This window comes from Pseudomonas sp. PGPPP4 (assembly GCF_002256045.1).
Classification (GTDB): Bacteria; Pseudomonadota; Gammaproteobacteria; order Pseudomonadales; family Pseudomonadaceae; genus Chryseomonas; species Chryseomonas oryzihabitans.
Genome location: NZ_NKID01000009.1, coordinates 83353 through 98370, shown reverse-complemented (window position 1 = coordinate 98370; position 15018 = coordinate 83353). Strand labels below are relative to the sequence as shown.

11 protein-coding genes, 4 tRNA genes and 1 other RNA gene are annotated in these 15018 nt (G+C 65.7%); 2 read left to right on the top strand and 14 right to left on the bottom strand.

Annotated features, from left to right (window positions below; genetic code table 11):
- Nucleotides 1–20: 20 nt before the first annotated feature.
- The 6 genes from dnaX to smc all read right to left on the bottom strand — a co-directional run bounded on the left by dnaX (nucleotide 21) and on the right by smc (nucleotide 10004).
- A complete protein-coding gene (gene dnaX / locus CFE50_RS16645) occupies nucleotides 21–2015 on the bottom strand; it encodes a DNA polymerase III subunit gamma/tau (protein ID WP_286735075.1) in 1995 nt (664 codons plus the stop codon).
- A 178-nt stretch (nucleotides 2016–2193) separates the two neighbouring features.
- Nucleotides 2194–2475 carry a hypothetical protein gene (locus CFE50_RS16640; RefSeq protein ID WP_027597719.1) on the bottom strand — a complete coding sequence of 94 codons (282 nt, stop codon included), beginning with the start codon at nucleotides 2473–2475 and terminating at the stop codon, nucleotides 2194–2196.
- Between the two features lie 186 nt (nucleotides 2476–2661).
- An RNA gene (ffs, locus tag CFE50_RS16635) (signal recognition particle sRNA small type) lies at nucleotides 2662–2758 on the bottom strand.
- Nucleotides 2759–2916: 158 nt separating this feature from the next.
- Entirely contained in the window at nucleotides 2917–5298 is a 2382-nt protein-coding gene (gene ligA, locus CFE50_RS16630; RefSeq protein WP_286735073.1) for an NAD-dependent DNA ligase LigA, read from the bottom strand.
- A gap of 115 nt (nucleotides 5299–5413) precedes the next feature.
- A complete protein-coding gene (gene zipA / locus CFE50_RS16625) occupies nucleotides 5414–6313 on the bottom strand; it encodes a cell division protein ZipA (RefSeq protein WP_278388055.1) in 900 nt (299 codons plus the stop codon).
- Between the two features lie 205 nt (nucleotides 6314–6518).
- Complete coding sequence (gene smc / locus CFE50_RS16620; protein ID WP_286735072.1) at nucleotides 6519–10004, bottom strand: chromosome segregation protein SMC; 3486 nt, start codon at nucleotides 10002–10004, stop codon at nucleotides 6519–6521.
- Nucleotides 10005–10171: 167 nt separating this feature from the next.
- Here smc and CFE50_RS16615 point away from each other — a divergent pair, with 167 nt between their 5' ends.
- Entirely contained in the window at nucleotides 10172–11167 is a 996-nt protein-coding gene (locus CFE50_RS16615; RefSeq protein ID WP_286735070.1) for a sulfate ABC transporter substrate-binding protein, read from the top strand.
- Between the two features lie 91 nt (nucleotides 11168–11258).
- Here CFE50_RS16615 and CFE50_RS16610 read toward each other — a convergent pair.
- The 4 genes from CFE50_RS16610 to CFE50_RS16595 all read right to left on the bottom strand — a co-directional run bounded on the left by CFE50_RS16610 (nucleotide 11259) and on the right by CFE50_RS16595 (nucleotide 11636).
- A tRNA-Gly gene (locus tag CFE50_RS16610) sits at nucleotides 11259–11334 on the bottom strand.
- 4 nt (nucleotides 11335–11338) lie between these two features.
- A tRNA-Glu gene (locus CFE50_RS16605) sits at nucleotides 11339–11414 on the bottom strand.
- A 64-nt stretch (nucleotides 11415–11478) separates the two neighbouring features.
- A tRNA-Gly gene (locus CFE50_RS16600) sits at nucleotides 11479–11554 on the bottom strand.
- Nucleotides 11555–11560: 6 nt separating this feature from the next.
- Nucleotides 11561–11636, bottom strand: a tRNA-Glu gene (locus CFE50_RS16595).
- Nucleotides 11637–11807: 171 nt separating this feature from the next.
- Here CFE50_RS16595 and CFE50_RS16590 point away from each other — a divergent pair.
- On the top strand, nucleotides 11808–12575 hold the full coding sequence (locus tag CFE50_RS16590) for a hypothetical protein (protein ID WP_241809078.1): 768 nt from the start codon (nucleotides 11808–11810) through the stop codon (nucleotides 12573–12575).
- Between the two features lie 24 nt (nucleotides 12576–12599).
- On the opposite strand, the gene msrC is transcribed toward CFE50_RS16590, so the two are convergent.
- The 4 genes from msrC to msrB form a co-directional block, all read right to left on the bottom strand.
- On the bottom strand, nucleotides 12600–13088 hold the full coding sequence (gene msrC, locus CFE50_RS16585; protein ID WP_286735068.1) for a free L-methionine (R)-S-oxide reductase MsrC: 489 nt from the start codon (nucleotides 13086–13088) through the stop codon (nucleotides 12600–12602).
- Nucleotides 13085–13972, bottom strand: a complete 888-nt coding sequence (locus CFE50_RS16580; protein ID WP_286735066.1) for an ATP-binding protein — start codon at nucleotides 13970–13972, stop codon at nucleotides 13085–13087. The genes msrC and CFE50_RS16580 overlap by 4 nt, the downstream gene beginning before the upstream one ends.
- Before the next feature lie 106 nt (nucleotides 13973–14078).
- Nucleotides 14079–14564 carry a glutathione peroxidase gene (locus tag CFE50_RS16575; protein ID WP_286735063.1) on the bottom strand — a complete coding sequence of 162 codons (486 nt, stop codon included), beginning with the start codon at nucleotides 14562–14564 and terminating at the stop codon, nucleotides 14079–14081.
- Nucleotides 14561–14962: a peptide-methionine (R)-S-oxide reductase MsrB gene (msrB, locus tag CFE50_RS16570; protein ID WP_007162231.1), complete on the bottom strand. Its 402-nt coding sequence runs from the start codon at nucleotides 14960–14962 to the stop codon at nucleotides 14561–14563. The genes CFE50_RS16575 and msrB overlap by 4 nt, the downstream gene beginning before the upstream one ends.
- Nucleotides 14963–15018 lie beyond the last annotated feature (56 nt).

Here is a 15018-nt window from a genome sequence, read left to right as displayed (position 1 = left end):
AACTATGAATGGAAAACCGGTCAGGCTTGGGTGTCGACCGGCTCGATGGTACCCGCGCGCACCGTGGCGGCGAACTGTTGCATCATCTGGCGGATCAATGGATCGTCCTGGATGGACTGCTCCGCCTGTCGCTGACGCTCCGCCCGGCGCCGGGCGGCGGCCTGGGCGGGCGTCTCCTGCTCGGGGGTCTGGATGGTGACCTCGAGCGTGATGGGACGTCCCTGCTGCTGGTTCAGCGCATCGTTGAGCCGGCGCTGCTGGTTGGCGTTGAACAGGGCGCTCTGCGCCGGATCCAGGTGCAGGTGCCAGCGATCGCCGTCCACCGCCACCAGGGTGCAGTTGGCCGCGATGCTGGCGGTCAACCCGCCCAGCTTGAGGTCGGGGAACAGGGTCTGCCAATCGGCTGCCAGACCGGTCGCCGGTTGCACCGCCGGCGCCGGCGCCGCGACCACCGCTTCGGCAGCCGGCTCACCCAGGCTGTCGAGATAGTCGTCCAGCCCGACCTCGTAATAATCCTCGGCCGGCGGCGGCTCTTCGTCACCGTCCAGTTCGTCACCGGAGGTGTCCGCGGGCAATTCGGCGATCACCGTGGCCTCAGGGGTCGCCTCGACCTGGGGAGTCGGTAGCGCCCTGGGGCCAACCGGCGCATCAGCCGCTTCGACCGGAGTCTGAGCCGGAGTCGGAGCTGCAGCCGGAGCCGCCTTGACCGCCACGGGTGCAGGATCCTCCCAGGGGAGATCCACCGGCTCTTCTATAGGGGTGGTATTACTGGAGACAGGCGTTGCCGGCACCGGCGCAGGTGCTGCCTCGGGTGGCGACGGGCGCGCAGCCGCTGCCGGAACCGCCGCGGCCACCGGACGGGGGTTGGAGTCAGCCGTGGCCGGGCTGGCTCCCGTCGTCTTTAGTGCCGGTCGCTCGGCAACCACCGCACCGGCGGGCCGGAAGGCCAGCATGCGCAGCAGGACCATCTCGAAGCCGTGGCGCGGATCCGGTGCCAGCGGCAGATCGCGCCGCCCGACCAGACCCAGCTGATAGTAGTACTGGACATCTTCCGCCGGCAGCGTCTGCGCCAGGCTCAGCACCCGCTCGCGATCACCCTGGCCATTGTCCACCGCATCGGGCAGCACCTGGGCGATGGCCACGCGGTGCAGCACATTGAGCAGCTCGGCCAGCACGCCGCCCCAGTCGGGGCCCTGCTCGGCCAGATGGCGAACCGCGTCCAGCACCGCGCGACCGTCACCGTCCAGCAAGGCCTGGAGTACATCGTAGACCTGGCCATGATCGAGGGTCCCGAGCATGGCGCGCACGTCGGCGGCCAGCACCTTGCCCTCGCCAAAGGCGATCGCCTGGTCGGTCAGGCTCATGGCATCGCGCATGGAGCCATCCGCCGCGCGACCCAGCAGCCAGAGGGCATCGTCCTCGAAGGGAATGCTTTCCGCGGCGAGTACCTGCTGCAGGTGGGAGACGACCCGCTCCGGCGGCATGTTCTTCAGCGAGAACTGCAGGCAGCGCGAGAGGATGGTGACCGGCAGCTTCTGCGGATCGGTGGTGGCGAGCAGGAACTTGACGTGGGGCGGCGGCTCTTCCAGCGTCTTGAGCAGGGCATTGAAGCTGTGGGTGGAAAGCATGTGCACCTCGTCGATGAGGTACACCTTGTAGCGACCGCGGGACGGCGCGTACTGCACGTTCTCCAGCAGCTCGCGGGTGTCTTCCACCTTGGTGCGGCTGGCGGCGTCCACTTCGATGAGGTCGACAAAGCGGCCTTCATCGATCTCGCGGCACACCGAGCAGCTGCCACAGGGCGTCGAGCTGATGCCGGTCTCGCAATTCAGGCACTTGGCCAGGATCCGCGCGATGGTGGTCTTGCCCACCCCGCGGGTACCGGTGAACAGATAGGCGTGGTGCAGCCGCTCGTTGTCCAGCGCATTGATCAGCGCCTTGAGCACATGGGTCTGGCCGACCATTTCGCGGAATGACCGCGGGCGCCATTTGCGCGCAAGAACCTGGTAACTCATCGAGACCTGATCAGGAGAAGACGTGGGGGGCGCCCATGCTAACGAAGAGGGGCCGCGAATGCATCCCGCGGCGTGGCATCGGGGCGACGCCGGGCGGGCTGTGGCTACCTCCCTAGATGGAGGCGGCCTGGCGGATTTTCAAGCGATCAGGAGGGAAAACGGCGGGTAAAAAGCCGCTTCAGGCACGCCGGCAGTGGTCCTCACCGTCGGCCAGGACCACGCTTGCGACATAGGCTGCCAGGGCATCCAGCTGGCTGCGCAGGCGGGTCACGGTGGCGTTCATCTTGAAGGGATTGATCGCCTCTTCGTTGGTCAGGTCGATCCTGATCAGCAGCAGGGGCTCGCTGGGGTGGTAGATCTGCGCGACCAGCGTCGTCTCGGTGTCGCGTCGGCAGTCGACACGATAAGGATGGAGGCCATTGCTCAGGGCGCGTCCTGCGCATTCGAGTCCGTTCTTCACAAGAGATCCTTGGACATCTGTCCAGTGGTGAGGGTACGGCGCGCATGATGGCACAGAGCTATGAACCAAAACAGTGCATTTCGTCACGAAAGCCCTGTGGCGTGGTTCGCGGAGCGCTGGGAGACGAGGCGGAAAAAGAGGAGGGAAACGCGGAAGAGGAAAAGCGCGGGGCAGAAATGGAGGTGGCCCCGCCAGCCACACCCCGGCACACGACATCACCGCTGCGGCTGCTCCCTTCCGGGCCTGACCGGGTTCACGGTTGATCGTTGCGGGGGGACCGACAGAGCCACCATAACGCCTCACCCTGAGGTGAGGGGGGTCATTCTACGCGGTTGGGGCGAAGTTGCAAGCCATACAAGGACTTAGCTGCGACAGAAGATCTTGGCGGAGACGCTGGACGCCGAGGTGTCTGCCCTGCTCCAAGATCACCGACCGCCCGCCCTACCGGGCCTGACGCTCGAGAATCTGCAGGAAGGCATCCTCGTCCAGCACCTTGACCCCCAGCTCGTTCGCCTTGGTCAGCTTGGACCCCGCCCCTGGCCCCGCGACCACCACGGCGGTCTTGGCCGACACCGACCCCGACACCTTGGCGCCCAGGGCTTCCAGGCGCTCCTTGGCCTCGTCGCGACTCATGGCCTCCAGGGTTCCGGTGAGCACCCAGGTCTGGCCGGCGAACGGCAACCCCTGCACCGCCTGCCGGGTGCTTTCCCAATGCATGCCGAAGGCCTTGAGCTGCGCCTCGATGGCCAGCGCCTGGGCGACGTGGTCCGCCTCGGCGAAGTACTCGCGCAGCCCCTGCTTGGCTCTCTCGTTGAGGCCGGACAGGGTCTTGAAGGTCAGCCAGTCCTGCGAGCCTTCGATCAGCGCCGCCAGGCTGGGAAAGGCCGCGGCCAGGGTCTTGGCGCCGGTCTTGCCCAGGTAGGGAATGTGCAACTGGTCGAGGAAGTCGGCGAAGGCGGCGTAGCCGGAAAATTCGGCATGCACCTCCCCCTCGTCGGCCAGCTCGATGCCGTCGGCCAGCAGTGCCTCCAGCACGTCGCGGTTGTGCGCGGACTGGAAGAAGTTGTGGATCTCGAAGGCCACCTCGGGCCCGATGTCCGGCAGATAGACCAGCACCTCCGGCAGGGCCTCGCGGATGCGCTGCAGACTGCCCAGGGCGCGTGCCAGGCGCTTGGCGGTCTCCTCCCCCACCTCGGGGATGCCTAGGGCGAAGATGAAGCGCGCCAGCGCTGGCCGACGGCTGGCCTCGATGGCGGCCAGCAGGTTGCGACTGGACACCTCGGCGAAGCCTTCCAGTTCAACCACCTGCTCGTAGGTCAGGGTGTAGAGATCCGCCGGCGACTTCACCAGCGCGCGATCCACCAGTTGCTCGACGATGCGATCGCCCAGGCCGTCGATGTCCATGGCCCGCCGCGAGGCGAAATGGATGATCGCCTGCTTGAGTTGCGCCTGGCAGGCCAGCCGGCCAACGCAGCGATAGACCGCGCCCTCGCTCACCGACTCCTTGCCCTTGCCGCGCTTGATCAGCTGGGTACGCTCCACGGCCGACCCGCATACCGGGCAATGGGTGGGGATATCCACCCGGCGGGCATCCGCCGGCCGCCGCTCCGGCACCACCTGCATGATCTGCGGAATGACGTCCCCGGCGCGACGCACGATCACGCTGTCGCCGATCATCACGCCCAGTCGGGCGATCTCGTCCATGTTGTGCAGGGTGGCATTGGTCACGGTGACGCCGGCCACCTGTACCGGCTTGAGGCGGGCTACCGGGGTGATGGCACCGGTGCGCCCCACCTGGAATTCGACGTTGAGCAATTCGGTCAGCTCTTCGCGCGCCGGAAACTTGTGCGCCAGGGCCCAGCGCGGCTCGCGGGCGCGGAAACCCAGCTCGCCCTGCCAGTCCAGGCGGTTGACCTTGTAGACCACGCCGTCGATCTCGTAGGCCAGGGCATCGCGGCGCTGGCCAATGTCCTGGTAGTAGGCGCGGCAGCCTTCCGCGCCCTGCATCTTGCGCAACTCGCGACTGATGGGAATGCCCCACTCCCGGAGCTGCTGGAGAATGTCGTACTGGGTGTCCGGCAGAGCCCCACCCTCGACCCGCCCGAAACCGTAGCAGCAGAATTCCAGCGGCCGCTGAGCGGTGATCCGCGAATCCAGCTGGCGCAGGCTGCCGGCCGCGGCATTGCGCGGATTGGCGAAGGTCTTGCCGCCGCTTTCCATGGCCCGGGCATTGAGCGCCTCGAAACCGGCGCGGGACATGAACACCTCGCCGCGCACTTCCAGTACCCTCGGCCAGCCCTCGCCCTGCAGGCGCAGCGGCACGTTGCGGATGGTGCGCACATTGGTGGTGATGTCTTCGCCGGTGGTGCCGTCGCCGCGGGTGGCGCCACGGGTCAACAGGCCGTTCTCGTACAGCAGGCTGACCGCCAGCCCATCGAGCTTGGGTTCGCAGGTGTACTCGACGCCGGAGTCCGGCCCGGCGAAGTCGGTCTCGCCGAACTCCTCGCGCAGGCGCTTGCCTACGCTGCGGTCGAAGTCCTGCAGATTCTCGTCGGCGAAGGCGTTGCCCAGGCTGAGCATGGGCACCTCGTGGCGGATGGTGCCAAAGGCGGCCAGGGCCGAGCCGCTGACCCTCTGGGTGGGCGAGTCGGGCGTCACCAGCTCGGGATGCTCGGCCTCCAGCGTCTTGAGCTCGCCGAACAGCCGGTCGTACTCGGCATCGGGCACACTCGGCTCATCCAGCACATAATAGCGGTAGTTGTGGGCGTCGATCTCGCTGCGCAGGGCGGCGATGCGGGTGACAGCATCTTGGGCATCGGTCATGGCGGTCTCTCACTGTCGCCACCCCAGGGGTGGCCCTGACGGCACCAGCGGCGCCGCGGCAAAACGTACAAACAAAAAGAGCAGCCGAGGCTGCTCTTGGTTCGCTCCGGCGCGATCAGCGCTTGAGCATCAGGCTCTTGCGTTCGAAGTCGACGATGCGCTGGCGGTAGTGTTCGATGGTCTGGGCGGTCATCACGCTGCGCTGCTCGTCCTTCAGCTCGCCATTGAGCTCCGAGGACAGCTTGCGCGCCGCGGCGACCATCAGGTCGAAGGCCTGCTTGGGATGACGCGGACCGGGCAGACCCAGGAAGAAGCTCACCGCCGGGGTGTGGAAGTCGTCGATGGCATCCAGGTCGAAGGTGCCCGGACGCACGGCGTTGGCCATGGAGAACAGCACCTCGCCATTGCCCGACATGCTCTCGTGTCGATGGAAGATGTCCATGTCGCCGAATCTCAGTCCGCTTTCGAGGATGTTCTGCAGCAGCGCCGGACCGGAGAAGCCCTTTTCGTCACGGGAGATGACATTGATCACCAGCACCTCGTCCACCGGCGCCATGGCGGCCTGACTGCTGCCGCTGCCGACCGGCTCGCTAACCGGCTCGCGCTCGGGCGCCTTGCTGCTCAGCGGCTTTTCCTTGCGCGGCTTGTCGCGACCCCGGGTCACCACCTCGTCGGAATCGACGGCCAGGCCCGCCAGGCTTTCGTCGCCCGCGGACAGATCGAAGCTGTCGGCACTGGGTTCTTCACGCCGTTCTTCGCGACGCTTGCGCTGGGTGGAGCGTGGCGGTGTCGGCTCGCCCGGATCGTCCAGCGACGGCTCCTTGGGCTCTACCACCCGCGTCGGACCGACGATTTCCGGATCTTCGTCCTCGTGTTCCGGATGATTGCTCAGCGACTGGTCAAGCTTGAACTTGAGCTTGCCCTTGCCGCTCATGCGACGCCAACCATCGAACAGAATACCGGCGATGACGATGACGCCGATGATGATCAGCCACTCGCGCAGACCCATATCCATGAAAAAGACATACCCCTGTGAAAATAATGGACCGACAGCCGTCGGGAAACTTTGGAAAGTCGACGCTTGCGAGGTCTTTCCAAAACCTCCGAAACCTACGCCAAGTCAGTGTTCTTCTTAGCTTTTTCCACTTACCGCTAGCGCGGCCATAAGCTAGCACGACTGCTGCCAACTTTACACCGCCAAGCCACGAGGCTGTGGGGTACTAGGCATCGACCATGGCCACGGCCGCTTCCACATCCACCGCCACCAGCCGCGAACAGCCCGGTTCGTGCATGGTCACACCCAGCAACTGATCGGCCATCTCCATGGCGATCTTGTTGTGCGTGATGTAAATGAATTGCACCTTCTCCGACATGCTCTTGACCAGGCGGGCATAGCGGCCGACGTTGGCGTCATCGAGAGGGGCATCCACTTCATCGAGCATGCAGAACGGCGCCGGATTCAACTGGAAGATGGCAAACACCAGCGCCAGCGCCGTCAGGGCCTTTTCGCCGCCCGACAGCAAATGGATGGTGCTGTTCTTCTTGCCCGGCGGGCGCGCCATGATCGCAACCCCGGTATCGAGTAAATCTTCCCCAGTAAGTTCCAGGTAGGCACTGCCGCCACCGAAAACTTTTGGGAACAGCGCCTGCAGGCCGTGATTGATCTGGTCGAAGGTGTCCTTGAAGCGATTGCGGGTTTCCCGATCGATCTTGCGGATGACACTTTCCAGCGTCTCCAGCGCCTCCACCAGATCGGCGTTCTGGGCATCCAGATAGGTCTTGCGCTCGGCCTGCTGCTGATATTCGTCGATGGCCGCCAGGTTGATCGGTCCGAGACGCGCGATCCGCGCCGCGACCGCTTCCAGCTGTTCTTCCCAGGCGGCCTCGCTGGCCTCGGCGGGCAGGGTCGCGATCACCGTCGGCAGGTCATAGCCATCGGCCGCCAGCTGCTCGGCGAAGCCACTGCGCCGCGTCGCCAGCCCCTGCCATTCCAGGCGATGCTGCTCCAACTGGCCGCGCAGCAGGGTCCCCTGCTGCTCCGCCTGCAGGCGCCGCCGCTCGAAATCGCGCAACTCCCGATCGGCGTCTTCCAGCGCCAGGCGTGCCTTGCGCATCTCCTCGTCTACCTGCAGGCGTCGCTCCAGCAACTCCTCCAGACGCAGCCGCACCTCGTCGAGGGGCTCGCCGCCCTCTTCCAGGTTGAGCGAGAGCTGCTCGCAGCGCTCGCCGAGGCGCGCGGTCTGCAATTCCAGGCGTTCCAGGGCCTGGAGGGTCGACTGGCGCTGGGCTCTCAGGGTAGTCAACCGCACCGTCAGCTGATGGAGTTGTTCCTGGGCCTGGCGCTGACGCTGCCGCGCCGAATCCACCGCCTGGCGGTGCCGGTCGCGCTGTTCCTGCAGTTGCGCGCGCTGCTCGGTATCCACCGCCATGGCATCGAGGGCGTCCTGCAGGCGCAATCGGCATTCGCCCAACTCTTCCTGCTCACGCGCCACCTGCTGCTCGACATCCTTGAGCTCGGCCTCCAGCTGCCGGCGACGAATGCTCAGCTGCTCGGCCCGCGCCTGCTGCGCGGACAGCTGGGCGCGGGATTCGGCCAGGCGCAGCTGCTCCTGCTGCTGGCGCCGCCGCGCCTCTTCGCGTTCGGTTTCCAGCCGCTGCTGGGCCGCGCGACGGTCCTCCAGCCGCTCTTCCTGCAGGGCGAGCGCCTCGCCGAGTTCCAGGCGGCGTGCCTGCAATTCCTCCAGTTCACGACCACGCGCCAGCACACTGCCCTCGGCCGCCTGAGCGCGGCGCACACGCAGGAAGTGCCGGGAGAGCCAGTAGCCTTCCGGGGTGATGAGACTCTGGCCCGGTGCGAGGGCCGCCCGGCGTGCCAGGGCTTCGTCGTAGCTGTGGGCGATCAGCACCTGACCCAGCCAGGGTGACAGGTCACGCGGGGCCTGCACCTGATCGAGCAGGCTGCCCGCGGCGACCGGCACCGCGCCGGGCAGTGCCAGATTCAGGGCGCCACTGGCGAAGCTGTCGAGACGCAGGGCTTCCAGATCATCCAGGCAGACCGCCTGCAGGTCGCTGCCGAGGACGGTTTCCACCGCCAGCTCCCAGCCGGGAGTGACCTGGACCTCGTCCGCCAGTTGCGGCGCCGCGGTGAGCCCCTCGGCTTCGAGCCATTGCGCCGCGCCGGTATCGGGGGCCAGCGCCGCCTGCTGCAGGGCCTCCAGCGAGGCGATGCGGCCTTCCAGCCGCTGCAATTCGCCCTGACGCTGACTCTGCTCATTGGCCAGTCCCAGCAACTCTTCCCGCAGTCGCTGCAAGCCCTCGGCGACCTGCAATTCCTGCTCGGCCAGGCCTTCCAGCAGCAATTCGTCTTCGGCGATCTGCTCTTCCAGCATGACCAGCCGCTCGGAAGGACCGTCCTCGCCCAGCAGGGTGCGCTCGTCGCGCAGCCGGCGCTGACGATCCATACCCCGCTCCAGACTCTGTTCTAGGGAGCGGATGCGCGCCTGCTGCACATCGGCCTCCCGCTGCGGCTCGACGCTCGCGGCGCTGAGCGCCTCCCAGCGTTGCTGCCAATCCACCAGCGCCAGCTCCGCCTCTTCCAGCGCGGCGCCGCCCTCCTCGCCCAGCTCCCGGGCCGCCTCTTCCTCGGGTTCGAGCATCGCCAGCTCTTCTTCGAAGGTGGCGAGCAGCACCCGGTCGTGCTCCAGGTGGGACTCGGCTTCGCTGCGGGCTTGTTCGGCTTCGCGCAGATCGTCCTGCAACTGGCGCTGGCGCTGCTGGCCATGCTGGATGGTCTGCTCCAGGCGGGCGATGTCACCCCCCAGGGAGTAGAAGCGCCCCTGCACCCGATTGAAGGCTTCGCTCAACTCATGATGACCGTCGCGCAGCCGCTCGATGCCGGCGTCCGCCTGGCGCTGCTCGGCGGTCAGGGCTTCGAGGGCGGTCTCCTGGTCGCGGATCACCTTTTCGCGCTGCTCGACGCGGCCATCCAGCTCGCGCCAGCGCACCGCCTGCAATTGCGCCTTGAGTTGCCGCTCCTCCTGCTTGAACGCCTGGAAGCGTTCGGCCGACTGCGCCTGGCGGTGCAGCCGTTCCAGCTGGCGCTCCAGCTCTTCGCGCAGGTCGGTCAGGCGGGCGAGATTCTCCTGGGTGCGGCGAATGCGATTCTCGGTCTCGCGCCGCCGCTCCTTGTACTTGGAGATGCCGGCGGCTTCCTCGATGTAGTGCCGCAGGTCCTCGGGCCGCGCCTCGATCAGCTTGGAGATCATTCCTTGCTCGATGATCGAATAGCTGCGCGGCCCCAGGCCGGTGCCGAGGAAGATGTCGGTGATGTCGCGCCGGCGGCACTTGGTGCCGTTGAGGAAATAGGTGTTCTGGCCTTCGCGGGTCACCCGCCGGCGGATGGAGATTTCCGCGTAGCTGGCGTATTCGCCCACCAGGGTGTGGTCGGAGTTGTCGAAGATCAGTTCGATGGAGGCCTGGGACACCGGCTTGCGGCTGTTGGAGCCGTTGAAGATGACGTCGGTCATCGACTCGCCGCGCAGATTCTTGGCCGAGCTCTCGCCCATCACCCAGCGCACGGCGTCGATGATGTTCGACTTTCCACAACCGTTGGGGCCGACCACCGCTGCCATGTTGCTCGGGAAATTCACTGTCGTCGGATCGACGAAGGATTTGAATCCCGCCAGCTTGATCGACCTCAACCGCATATCAGGAGCCCTTGTTCACCGCGCCGTGCCCAACCGCAGGCGAAAGGGCAAAAGTCTACCATTGGCCGCCCGCCTGCCGTTGCCGCGCATGAGCTTATTTCCAGGCGTTCTGCACGGCGTCGGGACGACAGGCTATAGTCCTGCACCCCCACTCGCAGGATGCCCCCATGAAGATCCTTCGCTTCACCCTACTCGCCGCCGCCCTGGCGGCCAGCGCCCAGGTCCTGGCCGCGCCGCCGCTGCTCAACGTCTCCTATGACGTCATGCGCGACTTCTACAAGGACTACAACCCGGCCTTCCAGGCGCACTGGAAAGCCGAGCACGGCGACACCCCGGTGATCCAGATGTCCCATGGCGGCTCCAGCAAGCAGGCGCGCGCGGTCATCGATGGCCTGCAGGCCGACGTCATCACCATGAACCAGGCCACCGACATCCAGGCCCTGGCCGATCGCGGCCTGGTGCCCAAGGACTGGGAAACCCGCCTGCCCGATCGCAGCGCGCCCTTCACCTCGGCCACGGTGCTCATCGTCCGCCAGGGCAACCCCAAGGGCATCCATGACTGGTCCGATCTGCTCAAGGACGGCGTCCAGGTGATCGTGCCCAATCCCAAGACCTCCGGGAACGGCCGCTACACCTACCTCTCCGCCTGGACCTATACGCTGCGCCAACCGGGCGGAGACGAGCAGAAGGCCCGCACCTTCGTCGCCGACCTGTTCAAGCACGTGCCCATCCTGGACACCGGCGGTCGCGCCGCCACCACCACCTTCATGAAGAACCAGCAGGGCGATGTCCTGGTGACCTTCGAGAACGAAGCCGAGATGATCGCCCGGGAATTCGGTCGCGGCGGCTTCGAGGTGGTCTATCCGAGCATCTCGGTGCAAGCCGAGCCGCCGGTGAGCGTGGTCGACAGCGTCGTCGACAAGAAGGGGACCCGCGCCGAGGCCGAGGAATACCTCAAGCATCTCTGGTCCGACCAGGGCCAGAAGATCGCCGCGGACAACTTCCTGCGCCCGCGCAACGCCCAGATCCTGGCGCAGTACGCCGATCGCTTTCCCAAGCTGGAACTGATCGATGCGCAGAAAGAATTCGGCCCCTGGAGCGGCATCCAGAAGACCCACTTCGCCGATGGCGGGGTCTTCGACCAGATCTATACGCCCCAGTGACAGGCTCGCGCCCGGCCAGGTGCCGGGCGTCCGGCGGGCGTAAAGGCCGCGCACACAAAGACACCGCCCTAGGGCGGTGTCTTTGTTTATTTGGAGCGGGAAACGAGACTCGAACTCGCGACCCCGACCTTGGCAAGGTCGTGCTCTACCAACTGAGCTATTCCCGCAATGTGGCGTCCCCTAGGGGACTCGAACCCCTGTTACCGCCGTGAAAGGGCGGTGTCCTAGGCCACTAGACGAAGGGGACGAAACCTCTTTCCGCAAGGCCTTTCACCTTGCATCCCACTGTCATGAAACCGTGAGATTGTGTTTGGAGCGGGAAACGAGACTCGAACTCGCGACCCCGACCTTGGCAAGGTCGTGCTCTACCAACTGAGCTATTCCCGCAATTTTTGGCGTCCCCTAGGGGACTCGAACCCCTGTTACCGCCGTGAAAGGGCGGTGTCCTAGGCCACTAGACGAAGGGGACCAGGTAGAATCCCTGAGGACTCCGGCCTACCACTCGGCTGACGCTTGCCGCCGTTGGGAGTGCGCGCATTCTAGGGAGCCTTACCCTGGGCGTCAATAGCTGATTAAATACTTTTCAAATCAACGACTTCGCTCGCACGATAAACGGCGGGCAAGCACCATGGAGAAGGTCATGTCCTCAACGATGATTGCAGCGGTAGTGGGGCTTGGCATCCTCTTGTTGATCATGATCGCCTTCGTCAACCAGAAGCTCGAAGCCGGTCGCCTGGAAAAGCAGCGCGTGGTCGCCGATCTCACCGATCGCATCAAGCGCTGCGCCCAGCTGGGCAGCAGCCTGCCCGGTCAGCTGATGAGCCCGGCGCTGAAGCAGCTGTTCCATCGCATCGAACTGGGCCTGATCGCCCGCCTCGCCGCCCTGCAGACGCCTTCCGCCAGCCTCACCGCGCGCAAGACCGAACTGGAAGAAGCCCTGGCCAAAGGCGATGACATCGAAGTCGCCAACGCGGCCCGGCCGGTGCATACCGAGGCGCGGGTCAAGGAAGTCCGCGGCTACATGGAGATGCTCCATGCACTCGTCGCCCATGCCAACCAGATCGGCATTCTCGACGGCCAGGAGGCGCAGCGCTGGGTCGGCGAGATGCGCTATCTGCTCACGGCGACCTATGTGGAGTTCTTTCGCTACCAGGCCGAACAGCAGATCAAGAGCGAGCACTACATCCAGGCGCGTCAGTCCTACGAGCGGGCGATCATGCAGATTCGCAAGCAGCAGCAACCCGAGCGCTATACCGAATTGCTGGCCCATCTGGAAGAGCAGATCGCCCAGGTGAAACGCCAGCAGAGCGAGCTGGCCGAACAGGCCAGCAGCAGCGCCAACGAGCTGTCGGACAGCGTGGATACGCTCAAGGATGACAGCTGGCGCAAGAAGAACGACTACGAGTGAGGGCCTCCCTGCCCGCCCCGCCGATCAGCAATCGGTCGCGGCCAGAAAGGCCTTTACCAGGGCTTCGATACCGGCCTGATCCGCAGCGCTGAAGCGCGCCGGATCCGGACTGTCCAGATCCAGCACGCCGATCAGGCGACCGCCCTGGACCAGCGGCACCACCAGTTCGCTGCGCGACGCAGCGTCACAGGCGATATGCCCGGGAAAGGCATGGACGTCCTCGACGCGCTGGGTACGCCGCTCGCGGGCCGCTGCGCCGCACACGCCCTTGCTGAAGGGAATGCGCATGCAGGCCACCTTGCCCTGGAAGGGGCCGAGCAGCAGCTGGTCGTCACCCTCGACGAAATAGAAACCGGCCCAGTTCAGGTCCGGTACTTCCTGATAGATGAAGGCCGACAGCTGGGCGGCATTCGCCACCAGATTGCGCTCGCCGGCCAGCAGGGCTTCGACCTGGGCGGCCAGCATGGCATAGCCCTCGAGTCCGGCCCCTACGCCCGTCAGTTCTACGGTCATGCTTGCTCCAAGAGTTTGAGCCCGACCCACTGCCGGGCGAATTGATAGGCGCAGCGGCCGTTGCGGTTGCCGCGACCGGACGCCCAGCGGATGGCCTCGCGATCCGCTTCTTCCGACCACTCCAGCTGCAGGCCGGACTTGCCGGCCAGGGCCGCGCACCAGTGGCGCACCACGGCCAGGTAGTGATCCTGGGTAAAGGGATAGAAGGACAGCCAAAGGCCGAAACGATCCGACAGGGCGATCTTGTCTTCGGCCGCTTCGCTGGGGTGCAACTCGCCGTCGACGTGCTCCCAGTTGGCATTGTCGCTCTGCCGCTCGGCCACCAGGTGGCGGCGGTTGGAGGTGGCATAGAGCACCACGTTGTCCGGCGCCTGCTCCAGGGAACCGTCCAGCACGCTCTTGAGCACCCGGTAGTCGTCGCTGCCGGAATCGAAGGACAGGTCATCGCAGAACACCACGAAGCGCTGTGGCTGACCGGCGAGCTCCTCCACGGCGCGAGGCAGATCAGCGAGATCGTCGCGTTCGATTTCGATCAACCGCAGACCCTCGCCGGCATATTCCGCCAGCAGCGCTCGGATCAGCGACGACTTGCCGGTGCCCCGCGCGCCCCACAGCAGCGTGTGGTTGGCCGGCAGTCCGGCGACGAACTGGCGGGTATTGCGGGCGAGCTGGTCGCGCTGGCGATCGATACCCAGCAGATCGGCCAGACGCAGTTCCAGATTGACCTCGAGCGGCTGCAGATAGCCGCCATGGCCTTCCCGACGCCAGCGCGCCGCATAGCAGTGCTGCCAGTCCAGCGGTTCGCGACGATGGGGCAACAGGGGTTCGAGGCGCTCCAGCACCTGCCGGGCGTGGAGCAGAAAGTCTTCTAGGGAGGCATTCACGGGGATGATCCTTGACGACGAAAAGAGAAAGCAGGTCAGCCGCCCTTCAGGCCGGGCATTATCGTATGACTTTTACTATCCAGACAAAGCCCGGCTGCAGGGCCCGCTAGGAGGCCAGCGCCTGCCGGACATGCTTTTCCAGCTGGGACGGACGGGTGATGGGCGCGAAACGCTGCACATGCCCCTGCGCCGGCGTGACGAGAAACTTGGTGAAGTTCCAGCGGATCGCGCCGCCCAATAACCCTGGCGCCGCCTTTTTCAGCGCGACAAACAGCGGATGGGCGCCTTCACCATTGACGTCGAGCTTGGCCATCACCGGAAAGCTGACGTTGAAACGGGTCAGGCAGAAGCTCTGAATCTCGGCATTGCTGCCCGGCTCCTGGCCGCCGAACTGATTGCAGGGAAAGACGATCACCCGCAGTCCTTCGGCCAGATAGCGCTGCTGCAGCGCCTCGAGGCCGTCGTACTGGCGGGTGAAGCCGCACCGGCTGGCGGTGTTGACCACCAGATAGGCCCGCGCCGGCCAATCGGCCAGGCAGGCCCGCTGGCCATCGGCGGTCTCGAACGGCAGGCTGAGGAGGTCCTTGATCACGCGGAGGCCCTGGGTTGCAGCTGCAGCGCCACCGAGTTGATGCAGTAGCGCAGGCCGGTCGGCGGCGGACCGTCGGGGAAGACGTGGCCCAGATGGGCATCGCAGCGGGCGCAGAGCACCTCGACGCGGTGCATGCCGTGGCTGAAGTCTTCCTTTTCCCGCACCGCCTCGCCATCGATGGGTGCGTAATAGCTGGGCCAGCCGCAGCCGGAGTCGAACTTGGTGCTGGAGTCGAACAGCGCCAACTCGCAGCAGGCGCAGTGATAGACGCCGGGCGTCTTGGTGTTGCAGTAGGCACCGGTATAGGGTCTTTCGGTGGCGGCCAGGCGACAGACGCGAAACTGATCGTCGGTCAGGCGCTCACGCCAGTCTTCCGGGCTACGCTGTACTTTTTCCATGATGACCTCTCTGGATGCCGGCGCATCTTTTGTAACAGGCGATGCGGCCGTATGAT